The sequence below is a fragment of the Cedecea sp. FDAARGOS_727 genome, assembly GCF_012273235.1.
GTDB classification, from domain to species: Bacteria; Pseudomonadota; Gammaproteobacteria; order Enterobacterales; family Enterobacteriaceae; genus Cedecea; species Cedecea davisae.
In genome coordinates, this window is the sequence record NZ_CP050966.1 from 1229860 (window position 1) to 1244863 (window position 15004).

Here is a 15004-nt window from a genome sequence, read left to right on the forward strand (position 1 = left end):
TTGCTTCACCCTCGCATCTACACTTACCATTCGTGGTTCAAAAATGGCGCTTGGGGGGCAAAGGGTGAAGATTTATCTGGTCGGTGGTGCAGTACGTGACGGGTTATTAAAACTGCCGGTTAAGGATAAAGACTGGGTTGTGGTCGGCGCGACGCCGCAGCAAATGCTGGACGCTGGCTACCAGCAGGTTGGCAAAGATTTTCCGGTGTTTCTGCATCCGCAGTCCCGCGAAGAGTACGCCCTGGCGCGTACCGAGCGGAAGTCGGGCCAGGGTTATACCGGTTTTACATGTTATGCCGCACCGGACGTCACGCTGGAGCAGGATTTACTGCGCCGTGACCTCACCATCAACGCCATTGCCCAGGATGAAACCGGCGAGCTAATCGACCCTTATAACGGGCGTTCGGATATTGAGCGTCGTTTATTACGCCACGTTTCCCCGGCCTTTAATGAAGATCCGCTCCGCGTTCTGCGCGTGGCGCGTTTTGCCGCACGTTACGCCCATCTTAATTTCCTTATCGCTCCCGAAACGCTGGCCCTGATGCGCGAAATGGCCGATAACGGCGAGCTGGCCCATCTCACCGCCGAGCGAGTCTGGAAAGAGACGGAAAATGCCCTTAGCAGCCGTAACCCACAGGTTTACTTCTCGGTGCTGCGCGAGTGTGGCGCGCTGAAAGTTCTGTTCCCGGAAATCGACGCGCTTTATGGCGTACCGGCTCCGGCCAAATGGCACCCGGAAATCGACACGGGGATCCACACGCTGATGACCCTGTCGATGGCGGCCCAGCTCAGCCCGGAAATTGATGTTCGCTTTGCCACTCTCTGCCACGACCTGGGCAAAGGGCTGACGCCGAAGGAAAAATGGCCAAGCCACCACGGCCACGGCCCGGCTGGCGTCAAGCTGGTGGAACAGCTCTGCGCTCGCCTGCGCGTGCCGAATGAAATCCGCGACCTGGCGAAGCTAGTGGCCGAATTCCACGATCTGATCCATACCTTCCCCATTTTACAGCCAAAGACGGTGGTCAAGCTGTTTGACGCCATTGACGCATGGCGTAAACCGCAGCGGGTAGAGCAAATCGCCTTAACCAGCGAAGCCGACGCGCGCGGAAGAACAGGCTTTGAAGCCAGCGATTACCCGCAGGGAAGAATGCTGCGAGCCGCCTGGGCTGCCGCTCAGAGCGTGAGTAATAAAGAGGTTATCGAGGCAGGATTCAGCGGCCCGGCTATTCGTGAAGAGCTGACTAAGCGAAGAATAAAAGCGGTTGCGGCCTGGAAGGAACAGCATTGCCCTCAGCCTCAAGGCTAAGGGCAACATAAACGCTAGGTAAAGATGAAGAACACCACTGCGGCCACCACGAAGCGATAAATCGCAAACGGGATAAACGAAATACGTTTAATCAGCTGCAGGAAGGTTTTGATGGCGATAAGCGCAACGATAAAGGCGGTGACGAAACCGACGGCAAACATAGGCAGGTCGCCCATCGTCAGGAAACCGATGCTCTTGTAGAGATCAAGCACCGTTGCGCCCATCATCATCGGCACCGCCAGCAGGAAGGAAAACTCGGAAGCCGCATAGCGGCTAACGCCCATCAGCATCCCACCGGAGATGGTTGCGCCCGAGCGGGAGAAACCGGGCCACAGCGCCAGACACTGGAAGCAGCCAATCATAAAGGCCTGACGATAAGTAATATCGTCCACCCCTTCCGCAAGCGGCTTTTTCGGCTTCAGGCATTCCGCCGCAATCAGCAGCACGCCGCCCACGACAAGGGCATACATCACGTTAATCGGGTTAAACAACGACTTAATCATGTCGTGGAAAATAAGCCCAAGCACCACCGCCGGCACCATACCCAACAGGATATGAATCAACGAAAGACGCCCGGTTCCGGTGCCTTCATGCTGAGGCGGACGGCCAAAATGAATGCCAATCAAACCAAACAGACGACGCCAGAACATCACCACAACCGCGAGAATAGAACCAAGCTGAATGACCACTTCGAAGGTTTCGGCGGTCTTGCCTTCAAAGCCCAGAAGGTGACCAACGATAATCATGTGCCCGGTAGATGATACCGGCAAAAACTCGGTTAACCCCTCAACTACGCCAAGAATGGCGGCAATCGCCAGAGTTGGTAGATCGCTCATTACTTAACCCTCATCCCCAAAATAGACACAAAAAAACGGCCTACGCTGTGCGTCTGCCGCAAAAGATACGTTGATAAGACCAGGCTACCGTGGTTTGGTTTTATGGCCGCAGTAATTATTTGCTTTGTTTCAGATTATTGCCACGTTCAATCACCACCCCAACGTTAGCCGCCTGAGCAACCGCGCCGGGTTTACTGACTTTGAGACGCACCCAGGGCGAATTAAAGCGGGCAAGTAGCAGTTGAGCAACTTCTTCAGCTACGCGTTCAACCAGCGCAAAACGGCCGCCGCTGACGTGCTTAATGACCGCCTCGCTGACATCCGCATAGCTGAGACAGTCGCTCACGTCATCGCTGCTTGCCGCCTTGCAATTATCCCAGGCCATTTCGATATCGAACACCAGCTTCTGCTCAATGGTCTGTTCCCAGTCGTAAACACCAATGGTAGTGATTACGGTAAGTTGCTCTATAAATACAATGTCCATCACGCCCTGCCCGGTTTTTAGTCATGCCGGATACCACTTCCGGCGAAATATGCGTATTATCCACAGATGCAAAGAAGACTTCGACACTTTCAACATGGAACAGCGTTATGAGTGCAATCGCGCCTGGTATGATCCTCCTCGCGTATCTTTGCGGCTCCATTTCTAGCGCCATTCTGGTTTGCCGCATTGCCGGTCTCCCCGATCCACGCGAGAGCGGCTCCGGTAACCCAGGAGCAACCAATGTATTACGTATTGGTGGTAAAGGCGCAGCCGCAGCGGTACTAATTTTTGATGTGCTGAAAGGCATGTTGCCGGTATGGGCCGCCTATGCATTAGGCGTCACGCCCTTCTGGCTCGGGCTGATAGCCATTGCCGCCTGCCTGGGCCATATCTGGCCAGTCTTCTTTAAATTCCGCGGCGGTAAAGGCGTGGCGACGGCATTTGGTGCCATCGCGCCCATCGGCTGGGACTTAACCGGCGTGATGGCCGGAACCTGGCTGCTGAGCGTGCTGTTGAGCGGCTATTCTTCTCTCGGCGCGATTATCAGCGCGCTGATCGCCCCGTTCTACGTGTGGTGGTTCAAACCGCAGTTTACCTTCCCGGTAGCGATGCTCTCTTGCCTTATCCTGATGCGTCATCACGATAATATCCAGCGCCTGTGGCGCGGGCAGGAATCAAAAATTTGGTCGAAGCTGCGCCGCAAGAAAAAAGCAGCAGCGCCGGAAGAAATAAAAAAAGAAGCAACAAAAAAGGAGTGATTTCTCACTCCTCTTTTCAACGCTTATCAGGCGGCGGGTAATTCTGCCAGCGGCCAACGCGGCCTGACGCTGACGCTCAGCTCACCCGATGTTCCGGCCTTAAGGCGGATCATGCCGGCATAGGCAATCATCGCGCCGTTATCGGTGCAAAACTCAGGGCGGGCGTAGAACACTTCGCCGCGGCGTTTTGCCATCATCTCTGCCAGCTTTGCCCGCAGCGTGCGGTTTGCGCTCACGCCTCCGGCCATCACCAGGCGCTTAAAGCCGGTTTGGTCGAGGGCTCGTTTGCATTTAATCGCCAGCGTATCAACCACTGCATCTTCAAAAGCGCGGGCGATGTCGGCTCGAGTCTGGTCGTCGTCTTCGTTCCCACGGATGGTATTCGCGGCGAAGGTCTTCAGGCCGGAGAAGCTGAAGTCCAGCCCCGGGCGGTCGGTCATCGGGCGCGGGAAGGTAAAGCGCCCTTCGGTACCCTGCGCGGCCATTTTCGACAGCAGCGGTCCGCCTGGATAGTCGAGCCCCAACAGCTTGGCGGTTTTATCGAAGGCTTCACCAGCCGCATCGTCAACAGACTCACCCAGCAGCTCATATTCACCGATGCCGGTCACGCTAATCAGCTGCGTGTGGCCGCCGGAAACCAGCAGCGCCACAAACGGGAACTCAGGAGGATTATCTTCCAGCATCGGCGCAAGAAGGTGCCCTTCCATATGGTGTACCGGTACGGCAGGAACATCCCAGGCAAAAGCCAGCGCGCGGCCGACGGTTGCACCAACCAGCAGAGCTCCAACCAGGCCCGGCCCGGCGGTATAGGCCACGCCGTCAATATCTTTTGCGGTTAAGCCCGCCTCTTTTAACGCAGCCTGAATCAGCGGCACGGTTTTGCGTACGTGATCGCGGGAGGCAAGCTCCGGCACCACGCCGCCGTAGTCAGCGTGAAGTTTCACCTGACTATACAATTGGTTGGCTAATAACCCTTTCTCATCGTCATAAATGGCGATGCCGGTTTCATCACAGGATGTCTCGATTCCCAGTACACGCATGGCTAGTTTTACCTCTTTGACCCGGCGCGAAGTTTAATCCCGCCGCCCTCCTTTGTAAAACTTTGCTGCCCCAGGCCCCTGCTAATCGTGTATAATCCTCGGTCCTGGAAGATACCGGCCCTAAAAGCCAGGTTTCTGGTCGTTCGGTGCTTTACAAAGCAGCAAGAGTTGCAGTAAAATTCCGCACCATTTTGAATTAAGCTGGCACGTAGGCCAGCGGCAAACCGAATTATTAAAGGTGAGAGTTACATGCCGGTAATTAAAGTACGTGAAAACGAGCCGTTCGACGTAGCACTGCGTCGCTTCAAACGTTCCTGTGAAAAAGCAGGCGTTCTGGCGGAAGTTCGTCGTCGTGAGTTCTATGAAAAACCGACTACCGAACGTAAACGCGCTAAAGCTTCTGCTGTGAAACGCCACGCGAAGAAACTGGCTCGCGAAAACGCACGCCGCACTCGTCTGTACTAATCTTCTGAGGATTCACTCCTCAAATCAGACCGAGTAGTAGTTATAAGGCCGTGCTTCCGAAAGGAATGCGCGGCTTATTCTCGTTTATAAACTGACATATCCCTGAGCTTTTAGGCCACCGCCTGAGAGATGACGGATATAGCATGGGGCCTATGGCTGGACGAATCCCGCGTGTCTTTATCAATGACCTGATCGCTCGCACCGACATCGTCGACCTGATCGATGCTCGCGTGAAGCTGAAAAAACAGGGCAAAAACTACCACGCGTGTTGTCCATTCCATAACGAGAAAACCCCCTCTTTCACCGTGAACGGTGATAAACAGTTTTACCACTGCTTCGGCTGTGGCGCACACGGTAACGCCCTCGACTTCCTGATGAACTACGACAAGCTCGAGTTTGTAGAAAGCGTTGAAGAGCTGGCGACCATGCACAACCTTGAAGTGCCGTACGAAGCTGGCAACGGCCCAAGCCAGATAGAACGCCACCAGCGCCAGAGCCTATATCAACTGATGGACGGCCTTAACGCCTTTTATCAGCAATCCCTGAAGCTGCCCGCTGCCGAACCGGCTCGCCAGTACCTGGGAAAACGCGGCCTGAGCGACGAGGTTATTGCCCACTTTGCTATTGGTTACGCGCCCCCGGGCTGGGACAACGCGCTAAAACGCTTCGGCGGCAACAGCGAAAACCGTCAGGCGCTGACGGACGCAGGCATGCTGGTCACTAACGATAAAGGCCGCAGCTACGACCGCTTCCGCGAGCGGGTGATGTTCCCGATTCGTGATAAACGCGGCCGGGTAATCGGGTTTGGCGGGCGCGTGCTGGGCGACGGCATGCCGAAGTACCTGAACTCCCCGGAAACCGAGATTTTCCATAAGGGCCGCCAGCTGTATGGCCTGTATGAAGCCCAGCAAAGCCAGCCGGAACCGGCGCGCCTGCTGGTAGTCGAAGGATATATGGATGTGGTGGCCCTGGCACAGTACGGCATTTCTTACGCCGTTGCTTCCCTTGGCACCTCCACAACCGCAGACCACATCCAGCTCCTGTTCCGGGTAACGGATAACGTGGTTTGTTGCTATGACGGCGATCGCGCCGGGCGGGACGCGGCATGGCGAGCGCTGGAAACTGCGCTACCTTATATGACTGACGGTCGTCAGCTGCGCTTCATGTTCCTGCCCGACGGTGAAGACCCGGATACGCTGGTTCGTAAAGAAGGGAAGGAAGCGTTCGAAACGCGGATGGAGCAGGCTCAGCCGCTCTCCACTTTCCTGTTTAACAGTCTGATGCCGCAGGTTGACCTGAGCACTCCGGACGGCCGGGCGCGTTTAAGTACCCTCGCGCTGCCGCTGATTAGCCAGGTGCCCGGCGAAACGCTGCGCATCTATCTGCGCCAGCAGCTGGGCAACAAGCTCGGCATTCTGGACGACAGCCAGCTTGAAAAGCTGATGCCCAAACAGGTCGATGGCGTAACGCCTCGCCCCGCGCCTCAGCTAAAACGCACAACCATGCGTATACTAATAGGGTTATTGGTACAAAACCCGGAGCTGGCTCCTCTGGTCCCGCCACTTAGCGGGCTGGACGCGGCAAAACTGCCGGGGTTAACGCTGTTTAGCGACCTGGTAAATGCCTGCCTGGCCCAGCCTGGGTTAACAACCGGGCAGCTTTTGGAACAATATCGCGGAACAAATGAAGCCGCCACCCTTGAAAAACTCTCTGCGTGGGACGATATAGCAGATAGAGAGATTGCTGAAAAAACGTTCACCGACTCGCTGGATCATCTGTTCGATTCCGCGCTCGAGCTGAGGTTTGAAGAATTAATGGCACGTTCCAGAACTGAGGGGCTAACCCCGGCGGAGCGTGAAGAAGTTCGTGTGATAACTGAGTCACGCGCCAAAAAGTAGATTCGCGGCTTAACTGCCGAACATTGATCGGGTCACCCCCGAACGCCGCACGGACGGGCTGCGGCATAAAAATAAATTGGCCCTCGTAACGTTATTGTTGGCGGCAACGCCTACCGACACAACCCTAATACTGAAGTGTGGATACCGTCTTATGGAGCAAAACCCGCAGTCACAGCTCAAGCTTCTTGTCCAACGTGGTAAGGAGCAAGGCTATCTGACCTATGCCGAGGTCAATGACCATCTGCCGGAAGATATCGTCGACTCCGATCAGATCGAAGACATCATCCAAATGATCAACGACATGGGCATTCAGGTGATGGAAGAAGCCCCTGATGCCGATGATCTTTTGCTTGCTGAAAACTCTAACAGCACCGACGAAGATGCGGAAGAAGCTGCCGCTCAGGTACTGTCCAGCGTGGAGTCCGAAATCGGACGTACCACCGACCCGGTGCGCATGTACATGCGCGAAATGGGTACCGTTGAGCTGTTAACCCGTGAGGGTGAGATCGATATCGCTAAGCGTATCGAAGACGGTATCAACCAGGTACAGTGCTCGGTTGCCGAGTACCCGGAAGCGATCACCTATCTGCTGGAGCAGTACGATCGCGTTGAGGCTGAAGAAGCTCGCCTGTCCGACCTGATTACCGGCTTTGTCGATCCGAATGCCGAAGAAGACCTCGCGCCGACCGCCACTCACGTTGGTTCTGAACTCTCTCAGGAAGAGTTGGACGACGATGAGGACGAAGACGAAGAGTCCGACGACGACAGCTCCGACGACGACAACAGCATCGACCCGGAACTGGCCCGCGAGAAATTTGGCGAACTGCGTAAGCAGTACGAGCTGGCTCGTGACACCATCAAAGCGAAAGGCCGCAGCCATGCTGACGCCGCCGCTGAGATCCAGCAGCTGTCTGAAGTCTTCAAGCAGTTCCGCCTGGTGCCGAAGCAGTTCGACTACCTGGTCAACAGCATGCGCGTCATGATGGATCGCGTTCGTACTCAAGAACGTATCATCATGAAACTCTGCGTTGAGCAGTGCAAAATGCCGAAGAAAAACTTCATCACCCTGTTCACCGGCAACGAAACCAGCGAAACCTGGTTCAACGCTGCAATCGCAATGAACAAGCCGTGGTCTGAAAAGCTGCACGACGTCTCGGATGACGTTCACCGTAGCCTGCAGAAATTGCAGCAGATTGAAGAAGAGACCGGCCTGACCATCGAGCAGGTAAAAGACATCAACCGTCGCATGTCCATCGGTGAAGCGAAAGCCCGCCGCGCGAAGAAAGAGATGGTTGAAGCCAACTTGCGTCTGGTTATTTCTATCGCCAAGAAATATACCAACCGTGGCCTGCAGTTCCTCGACCTGATTCAGGAAGGCAACATCGGCCTGATGAAAGCGGTTGATAAGTTTGAATACCGTCGTGGTTATAAGTTCTCAACTTACGCCACCTGGTGGATCCGTCAGGCTATCACTCGCTCCATCGCCGACCAGGCGCGTACCATCCGTATTCCGGTGCATATGATTGAGACCATCAACAAGCTCAACCGTATTTCGCGCCAGATGCTGCAGGAGATGGGCCGCGAGCCGACGCCGGAAGAGCTGGCTGAACGTATGCTGATGCCGGAAGACAAAATCCGTAAAGTGCTGAAGATTGCTAAAGAGCCTATCTCCATGGAAACGCCAATCGGCGACGATGAAGATTCGCATCTGGGTGACTTCATCGAGGATACCACCCTCGAGCTGCCGCTGGATTCTGCCACCTCCGAAAGCCTGCGTTCCGCAACTCACGACGTGCTGGCTGGCCTGACCGCGCGTGAAGCGAAAGTTCTGCGTATGCGCTTCGGTATCGATATGAATACCGACCACACGCTGGAAGAAGTGGGTAAACAGTTCGACGTTACCCGCGAACGTATCCGTCAGATCGAAGCGAAGGCGCTGCGCAAACTGCGCCACCCGAGCCGCTCTGAAGTGCTGCGTAGCTTCCTGGACGATTAATCGCTCCCGGAAATTAATCGGTTCCAAAAACAAAAAGCTCCCGTCCGGGAGCTTTTTTTTGCCTTAAATTTAACTACCGGCCGCGCGCCGCCAGCGACTCATCAAGCTCTTTATAGGCCTCGACCAGCTTCTCCAGCGTCGCCCGATTCAACCCGCTGGGATTCGGCAAAATCCACACCTCGGTCTCACCAATCGTAATATCCTGCCTGCCCCACTTTGCGCCACGCTGGTTAAAGGCCTGCTCAAACGCCTGCTTCCCGAGAATAGCCAGCACGCCCGGCTGGTAGTCCAGCATCTTCTGTACCAGCGCTCTGCCGCCGTCTCGCAGCTCCTGGAGCTTCACCTCGCTGGCCTGCACCGTGGGCCTTTCTACCAACATGGTAATGCCGCAGCGGGTATCCAGCAGCTGCTGTTCTTCTTCGGGCTTGAGCAGCTTCTCGGTAAACCCGGCCTGATGAATCACCTTCCAGAAGCGATTCCCCGGATGAGCAAAATGAAAACCGGTATGTGCCGAGGACTTGCCGGGATTAATGCCGCAGAACACCACACGCAGCCCCGGAGCCAGAATATCGTGGATCATGCCTGGTACCTGAAGTTATGAATGAGCGATAAGTATAAGGGTTTGATTCACAATTGTTTATAAAAACAGCAGACGCCATATAAGCGCTGGATTGCAGCTTACAGTTACATTATAATTCAGCGCCACGGCCCCTTAGCTCAGTGGTTAGAGCAGGCGACTCATAATCGCTTGGTCGCTGGTTCAAGTCCAGCAGGGGCCACCAAATTTAGTGAATAAATTCAAACAGTTAAGCCACCCATAGCGGTGGCTTTTTTGTTGTCTCATTCCAAAGTGGCGATGGAATTTCAGCACGATCACTTCAGCTTGACCATTCCCGGTTCACATAGCCATGATTTCGGATTAGTCTTAACCCTTCTTTTTTGCAATGGATTTCAAAATGAAAATACTTTTAGGAGCTGTTGTACTTTTATCTTCTTTTGCCGCAAATGCTGGTTTCGTCCATCCGTTAGATTTTGATGGCTCAGAGGCACAAAAGCAGGAAGTAATTAAATTCATTCAAGCAAAAGTGAAAGCTGATTATTGCGATGGTCAATTGGATATGTGCCAACCCACAACACTGCGCATGATGGAACAGGAAAACCTCACTGCATTTAAAAAACTCACTCAAGCTAATGATAGGAAAGTGATGGATCGGGTAATCCAGGATTATTGCGATGGTGGTTTAGATATGTGTACTTACACTACGATTGAAATGATGTATCAGGAAAATGTAAAAGCTAATAATCAGAAGCTTACATGGTAATTAGAAGCAAACCACCGAATTATCGGTGGTTTGCTTTCTGAATTAGTGCTATGCCAATGACTGCTGATGATATTGCAGATGGAGAAGCATCTAATTTATAGTGCCAGAGCAAACAATCATTGCTGCAATTGACTCATGGGTTTTAAGCGTACAATAGAACATGATCAGCAGCCCTGACTCCAACACATCCATTTCAGTAGCATCGATAATCTCCAGCTTGTTCCTCAAAACCAAACCACCTGAACCAGACTGGTAACGCTCTTCTGCTGAATTAATCTCATGCTTTGACAAACATTATCTCCGTCCGAACAGGTTCACTACATCGTATTCCTGTTGTCGTTGATAGTTATTGCCCCAGTCTTCCCAAACCACAGATGCTTTCCCCATTTTGGTTTTCCTGCCACAGCACATTCTGACAGTTAACTTTCTCAAACGCCTTCCGGTACACCGTTGAATTGTAAGCGGTCAATAGAGGATGTTTCTGTCCATTATCTCCTTCATGCATCAACAATTTCGATAGAGATATCGAAATTATCCATTAGAGCCAGCGCGGTAATTACTCTAATAATACTGGCTGGGGCATGGAGATGTTTCACTTTTTCACCAACAAGTCAGGGTGAATGAGCCTGCATTACGTTCTGTGGAACCCGGGGTAAAACTAAGAATAAAAATACGGAGTATGAAATGTTTATCCGACCGCTTAAGTTAACTCAGCATGTCGATGTAGAGGGGCCTGAAGAGGCTACGACATTGATACTTCTTCATTCTTTGGGAACAGATTTGCATTTGTGGGATTTGCAAATTCCACGGTTAACTGAGCGCTATCGTGTGGTCAGGCTGGATATTCGAGGGCATGGGCTAAGCGCGGTTGATGCGCAGCCGTTTTCAATGTCTGACCTGGCCGATGATGTTATCGCCGTAGTGGATCACCTGAAAATCGATAAATTTTATGTTGCCGGCGTTTCGATAGGCGGCACGATAGCGCAATGGATTGGATTCAAGTTACCTGAACGAGTCCAGGGCATGGTTATCATCGATACCTCACTGGTGAATGCCGCCCCTCCTTCCCTGTGGCGGGCCAGGGCGGAAGATGTCTTCCAGCATGGTCTTGAGCACCTTGAGAGGGGGATTATCAGCAACTGGGTTACACCGGCATTTATCGACTCGCCCGAGGCGGATGGTCTCAGGCAGATGCTGCGTCGTACCACGGTCGAAGCTTTCGCGGGCTGCTCTTTAGCGATTGCCGATACGGATTTGACAGATATGCAGATCCCCGGCGTCAAAGCGATTGTCGTCCGGGGAGCGGAAGACAAGCTGACGCCGCAAGACTACGCCCAACGCCTGGCGAAAAAACGCAATGCAGAACTGCATATCATACCCGGTGCTTCCCATTTGCCGAATTTTGAGCGACCAGATGCGCTCACAGATGAAATCATATCGTTTATCGATAAGGCCAATACACATTAATGCCCGCCGATACCAACAGGGTACGCATGGGCGTTATTAATGAGTAAATGGGTGGTGAACCCGATTGTGGGAATGGAGTCATGATATGAATCGTCGGTTATTTATAGGCGGGTGTCTGGGCTTATGTGCCAGTGCTGTCGCAGCCCCCGCCGCATTAAGATGGTTAAACGTTCAGGGTGATACTATAGAAATGCAGTTGGATCGTGGAACTGCCACTATCCAGTTATTTTCAGACCTGGCACCCAATCATGTCGCACGTATAAAAATGCTGGTGCAGTCGAAATTTTATGATGGCGTACCTTTCTCCCGCGTTATTGATGGTTTTATGGCACAAACCGGGGATCCGGTAAAAAATACGAGATTGGATAGCTTAACATTGCCTAAACTGGCCGCGGAATTTAATCACATGCCGTTTGAACGCGGTACCGTCGGGATGGCGAGGTCGAGAAATCCGCATAGCGCCTGTCACCAATTTTTTATTACTTCCGCCAGAACACACTTTTTAGATCAGAATTATACCGCGTTCGGGAAAGTTACAGCGGGCATGGACTTAATTGAGCAGCTCAGTCGGGGTGATGCTGAAATGGGTACCGTCGTGAATCCAGACGTCATAAAAAGAATGCGATTAGTCACAACAAGGGTTACGTAATCACTATTCTTAAAATAACCATTCACAGGAGTTAATATCAAATGCCCAGCATTACCGTATATACCTCCGCAAACCATCGTATGGATGCGGTTTCTTTGTCTGAATTCTCTGACTCTTTAGCAAACCTGGCCATGGGCATACTAAAAGCAAAAGAAAATAACATTCATATCAGCTATGTGACATGCGACATAAGTTTTGGAACCCCCGTTTACTTAGAGGCAAAACTCAGGCAAGAGGTTTTCCGTACCGGGCCGGTGATGAATGAGTTTTTGCATCAGGTTGATTTATTAATTAAAGAGAAGATCGGCGTTGTAGCGAGAATCCGCTGTTTTCTTTATGAAGCCAATGATATTTACGCAATAAATTGAAGGATAGATTATGAGTGAACAACTTCCATTGAAAGATCTTGGTGATGTCTCTGTTACCGCATTAAGCGATGGCTACCTCCAGGTTGATTTTGGACTGCTAGCTAATGTTGATGAAGCCGAGTGCAAAAAAATCCAGGAGAATGCCTGCATAAGTGAACATAACGCGGTTCATATCAATACCTTCCTGGTACAAAGAAAGGGAAAAAACATTCTAATCGATAGTGGCGCAGGCGGCATTAAAGGTTGGGGTGGCGCCCTGGTTGATAATCTTGCAAAGCTTGGGTTAAAGCCAGGGGATATTAATGCCGTTCTTCTTACACACACTCACCCTGACCATATTGGTGGGCTAATAAATTCACAGGGAAAAGCTGCATTTCCTCACGCGGAGCTAGTCATAAGCGCTGATGAGTTTAATTACATACAAGACGATAAAAATTTTGCTGCCGTCACCGATCGCGTAAAAGGTAACTTTCTTTTAGCGCGGAGTGCCTTTAAAGAGTATCAGGACAATCTCCGCTTAATTGATGAAGGTGAGATTTTCCCCGGCATTTTTGCGATCCCATTAAAAGGCCATACCCCGGGCCATATGGGATATAGAGTTGAAGGCAGCAAAGGAAGCTTGTTGATTTGGGGAGATATTGTTCACTTTCCACATATCCAATTGTTAAAACCAGAAGTATCGATTGCCTTCGATCATGACCCGCAGGCAGCGGCGGAGACACGAACACGCATCCTTGCGATGGTCAGTTCTGACCGGATTCTTGTCGGCGGGATGCATTTTGGATCACAAGGATTTGGCTATATAGAAAAACAGAAATCAGGATATGAAATCGTCGATGCTGACTAATCAAAAACGATAAGGTAAATGTGCCATTCCACAAAGTAATTTCCCTGGCCGTCATTATTATTTTAATAAACAGGATCCATGTGAATCCTGGATTACATTGCTTTGCCATTATTAATTTTTCTGTCTGTAACTATGATTCTATTTCAGAATAAATTATTGATATAAAAATACCATATATGGGGTGTGTGATGAATTCTTCAATGACCAACAAAGTAAATGCTGATGCTATTTATGGCGAAGTTAATGAAACATTAGTGAGACAACCAATGGCGGAAGGGAAATTAACGGTACGGCCCAAACTACCTTCGATTACCGGAAGTAGGTTCTGGGCCGCCTTTTTAGTTTTTTTATTTCATGCTTCGCTGCCCAGCGATCTTGCTCCATTTTCAGACCCTACAATCCAGCATGTTTATACAGTTATTGTGGGTAAGGCTGGATGGTTAGGGGTTTCATACTTCTTTATCTTAAGTGGTTTTATAATGGTGTGGTCTGCAAAGGATAGCGATAGCGTGGGTGATTTTTACCTGCGGCGCTTTGCTAAGATATACCCCACTCATTTTCTGACCTGGGCGATAGCATTCGTTGTTGGCGCAGTGAGTATTTATCAGTACAAGCTGTGGTCGTCAAACCTTCTGCTGGTGAATACCTGGTTTGATGATGTTCGCTACTTTTTCGTAGCGAACAGACCCAGCTGGTCTCTGTGTATAGAAGCGATGTTTTATCTCTCTTTCCCGCTTCTTTTTAAAGTGATGAAATCCATACCAGAAAAATACGACTTAGCGGGATTATTTACCGTCACCGTAGCATCCTTCCTGGTTCAAATGTTTATTTATCTGTGGGTTGAGCCAAACAAAATGATGGGAGCATTTCCTATCTCTCAGCATCACTTTTGGATTTCGTATATTTTCCCGCCAGCGCGCATATTTGAATTCCTCGCAGGTATGTTTGCTGCACGCTTGCTGATAAATGGGCGAGCAATCATGCTCACGAAACCAGCGGCGTTTACCTTACTTGCCGCAACGTATGTTGGAGCCATGTATGTTCCATACCAATTCAGTATGAGTGTCGTATTTATCATTCCCGTTTGTTTATTAATTACCGCCTTTGCCGGTGACGACTTAGGTAACAAAAAAATCGTTTTAAACCATAAAACATCGGTTTGGTTAGGCGAGATATCTTATGCATTCTATATGATACATTTTTTAGTGCTTTTTTATTTTTTGAATTTAACCGCAGGAAAGAAGTTCAACTTAATGGAGGGAGTCGGGCTTATCGTCGTAGCGCTCATTCTGACAATCTCTTGTGCTTCTTTTTTATACAAGTATTTTGAAGTCCCAATGATGAAAATAATTATGGCGAAGTTCAGAGCAAAAACGCTGGTCGCTCTGCGTGAGTCTTCGTAACAATAAATCGTAGCCTTATAGGGGAATCATCTCGTTTAGTTTTCGGGATGGTTCCCACTCATAAGCCAGGAGAGCATACGGTAAGGGATTACTCTTCCACTCTCTTTATGTCTTAATCAGCAAGAAACCTTAAGCCTTTTGCCAGTCTCTTCCGTGAACGGAAAT

16 protein-coding genes and 1 tRNA gene are annotated in these 15004 nt (G+C 51.0%); 12 read left to right on the forward strand and 5 right to left on the reverse strand.

Annotated features, from left to right (window positions below; genetic code table 11):
- Nucleotides 1-64 precede the first annotated feature (64 nt).
- Complete coding sequence (locus tag FOC35_RS05895) at nucleotides 65-1306, forward strand: multifunctional CCA addition/repair protein (protein WP_039899092.1); 1242 nt, start codon at nucleotides 65-67, stop codon at nucleotides 1304-1306.
- Between the two features lie 14 nt (nucleotides 1307-1320).
- Here FOC35_RS05895 and bacA read toward each other — a convergent pair whose 3' ends face one another.
- Together bacA and folB are read right to left on the reverse strand one after the other, a co-directional pair.
- A complete protein-coding gene (bacA, locus tag FOC35_RS05900; RefSeq protein ID WP_172568414.1) occupies nucleotides 1321-2142 on the reverse strand; it encodes an undecaprenyl-diphosphate phosphatase in 822 nt (273 codons plus the stop codon).
- 115 nt (nucleotides 2143-2257) lie between these two features.
- The gene (gene folB / locus FOC35_RS05905) at nucleotides 2258-2626 is read right to left on the reverse strand and encodes a bifunctional dihydroneopterin aldolase/7,8-dihydroneopterin epimerase (protein WP_172568415.1); all 369 of its coding nucleotides are present in this window, start codon (nucleotides 2624-2626) and stop codon (nucleotides 2258-2260) included.
- A 107-nt stretch (nucleotides 2627-2733) separates the two neighbouring features.
- Between folB and plsY the strand changes: the two genes are divergently transcribed.
- Nucleotides 2734-3384, forward strand: a complete 651-nt coding sequence (gene plsY, locus FOC35_RS05910) for a glycerol-3-phosphate 1-O-acyltransferase PlsY (protein ID WP_016534750.1) — start codon at nucleotides 2734-2736, stop codon at nucleotides 3382-3384.
- A gap of 26 nt (nucleotides 3385-3410) precedes the next feature.
- On the opposite strand, the gene tsaD is transcribed toward plsY, so the two are convergent.
- On the reverse strand, nucleotides 3411-4424 hold the full coding sequence (tsaD, locus tag FOC35_RS05915) for a tRNA (adenosine(37)-N6)-threonylcarbamoyltransferase complex transferase subunit TsaD (protein ID WP_172568416.1): 1014 nt from the start codon (nucleotides 4422-4424) through the stop codon (nucleotides 3411-3413).
- A 249-nt stretch (nucleotides 4425-4673) separates the two neighbouring features.
- Here tsaD and rpsU point away from each other — a divergent pair, with 249 nt between their 5' ends.
- The 3 genes from rpsU (at nucleotide 4674) to rpoD (ending at nucleotide 8783) form a co-directional block, all read left to right on the forward strand.
- Nucleotides 4674-4889: a 30S ribosomal protein S21 gene (gene rpsU, locus FOC35_RS05920; RefSeq protein ID WP_001144069.1), complete on the forward strand. Its 216-nt coding sequence runs from the start codon at nucleotides 4674-4676 to the stop codon at nucleotides 4887-4889.
- A gap of 152 nt (nucleotides 4890-5041) precedes the next feature.
- On the forward strand, nucleotides 5042-6787 hold the full coding sequence (dnaG, locus tag FOC35_RS05925) for a DNA primase (protein WP_172568417.1): 1746 nt from the start codon (nucleotides 5042-5044) through the stop codon (nucleotides 6785-6787).
- A 151-nt stretch (nucleotides 6788-6938) separates the two neighbouring features.
- On the forward strand, nucleotides 6939-8783 hold the full coding sequence (gene rpoD, locus FOC35_RS05930) for an RNA polymerase sigma factor RpoD (protein WP_016534747.1): 1845 nt from the start codon (nucleotides 6939-6941) through the stop codon (nucleotides 8781-8783).
- Nucleotides 8784-8856: 73 nt separating this feature from the next.
- Here rpoD and mug read toward each other — a convergent pair whose 3' ends face one another.
- Nucleotides 8857-9363: a G/U mismatch-specific DNA glycosylase gene (mug, locus tag FOC35_RS05935; RefSeq protein ID WP_172568418.1), complete on the reverse strand. Its 507-nt coding sequence runs from the start codon at nucleotides 9361-9363 to the stop codon at nucleotides 8857-8859.
- A 126-nt stretch (nucleotides 9364-9489) separates the two neighbouring features.
- Between mug and FOC35_RS05940 the strand changes: the two genes are divergently transcribed.
- Nucleotides 9490-9565 (forward strand) — tRNA-Ile (locus tag FOC35_RS05940).
- Nucleotides 9566-9739: 174 nt separating this feature from the next.
- The gene (locus tag FOC35_RS05945) at nucleotides 9740-10105 is read left to right on the forward strand and encodes a hypothetical protein (protein WP_172568419.1); all 366 of its coding nucleotides are present in this window, start codon (nucleotides 9740-9742) and stop codon (nucleotides 10103-10105) included.
- A 90-nt stretch (nucleotides 10106-10195) separates the two neighbouring features.
- Here FOC35_RS05945 and FOC35_RS05950 read toward each other — a convergent pair whose 3' ends face one another.
- Nucleotides 10196-10396: a hypothetical protein gene (locus tag FOC35_RS05950; protein ID WP_216845780.1), complete on the reverse strand. Its 201-nt coding sequence runs from the start codon at nucleotides 10394-10396 to the stop codon at nucleotides 10196-10198.
- 393 nt (nucleotides 10397-10789) lie between these two features.
- Here FOC35_RS05950 and FOC35_RS05955 point away from each other — a divergent pair, with 393 nt between their 5' ends.
- The 5 genes from FOC35_RS05955 to FOC35_RS05975 all read left to right on the forward strand — a co-directional run bounded on the left by FOC35_RS05955 (nucleotide 10790) and on the right by FOC35_RS05975 (nucleotide 14839).
- Complete coding sequence (locus FOC35_RS05955) at nucleotides 10790-11572, forward strand: alpha/beta fold hydrolase (RefSeq protein WP_172568420.1); 783 nt, start codon at nucleotides 10790-10792, stop codon at nucleotides 11570-11572.
- Between the two features lie 85 nt (nucleotides 11573-11657).
- The gene (locus FOC35_RS05960; RefSeq protein WP_172568421.1) at nucleotides 11658-12221 is read left to right on the forward strand and encodes a peptidylprolyl isomerase; all 564 of its coding nucleotides are present in this window, start codon (nucleotides 11658-11660) and stop codon (nucleotides 12219-12221) included.
- Between the two features lie 41 nt (nucleotides 12222-12262).
- A complete protein-coding gene (locus tag FOC35_RS05965) occupies nucleotides 12263-12589 on the forward strand; it encodes a hypothetical protein (RefSeq protein WP_172568422.1) in 327 nt (108 codons plus the stop codon).
- A 10-nt stretch (nucleotides 12590-12599) separates the two neighbouring features.
- Entirely contained in the window at nucleotides 12600-13436 is an 837-nt protein-coding gene (locus FOC35_RS05970) for an MBL fold metallo-hydrolase (RefSeq protein ID WP_172568423.1), read from the forward strand.
- A gap of 200 nt (nucleotides 13437-13636) precedes the next feature.
- Entirely contained in the window at nucleotides 13637-14839 is a 1203-nt protein-coding gene (locus FOC35_RS05975; protein ID WP_254065375.1) for an acyltransferase, read from the forward strand.
- Nucleotides 14840-15004: the final 165 nt, after the last annotated feature.

Excerpts from the sequence above, each read along its gene's own strand:
- bacA (WP_172568414.1), bottom strand. The coding sequence starts at position 2,142 with ATGAGCGATCTACCAACTCTGGCGATTGCCGCCATTCTTGGCGTAGTT.
- folB (WP_172568415.1), bottom strand. The coding sequence starts at position 2,626 with ATGGACATTGTATTTATAGAGCAACTTACCGTAATCACTACCATTGGT.
- plsY (WP_016534750.1), top strand. The coding sequence starts at position 2,734 with ATGAGTGCAATCGCGCCTGGTATGATCCTCCTCGCGTATCTTTGCGGC.
- tsaD (WP_172568416.1), bottom strand. The coding sequence starts at position 4,424 with ATGCGTGTACTGGGAATCGAGACATCCTGTGATGAAACCGGCATCGCC.
- rpsU (WP_001144069.1), top strand. The coding sequence starts at position 4,674 with ATGCCGGTAATTAAAGTACGTGAAAACGAGCCGTTCGACGTAGCACTG.
- dnaG (WP_172568417.1), top strand. The coding sequence starts at position 5,042 with ATGGCTGGACGAATCCCGCGTGTCTTTATCAATGACCTGATCGCTCGC.
- rpoD (WP_016534747.1), top strand. The coding sequence starts at position 6,939 with ATGGAGCAAAACCCGCAGTCACAGCTCAAGCTTCTTGTCCAACGTGGT.
- mug (WP_172568418.1), bottom strand. The coding sequence starts at position 9,363 with ATGATCCACGATATTCTGGCTCCGGGGCTGCGTGTGGTGTTCTGCGGC.
- FOC35_RS05945 (WP_172568419.1), top strand. The coding sequence starts at position 9,740 with ATGAAAATACTTTTAGGAGCTGTTGTACTTTTATCTTCTTTTGCCGCA.
- FOC35_RS05955 (WP_172568420.1), top strand. The coding sequence starts at position 10,790 with ATGTTTATCCGACCGCTTAAGTTAACTCAGCATGTCGATGTAGAGGGG.
- FOC35_RS05960 (WP_172568421.1), top strand. The coding sequence starts at position 11,658 with ATGAATCGTCGGTTATTTATAGGCGGGTGTCTGGGCTTATGTGCCAGT.
- FOC35_RS05965 (WP_172568422.1), top strand. The coding sequence starts at position 12,263 with ATGCCCAGCATTACCGTATATACCTCCGCAAACCATCGTATGGATGCG.
- FOC35_RS05970 (WP_172568423.1), top strand. The coding sequence starts at position 12,600 with ATGAGTGAACAACTTCCATTGAAAGATCTTGGTGATGTCTCTGTTACC.
- FOC35_RS05975 (WP_254065375.1), top strand. The coding sequence starts at position 13,637 with ATGACCAACAAAGTAAATGCTGATGCTATTTATGGCGAAGTTAATGAA.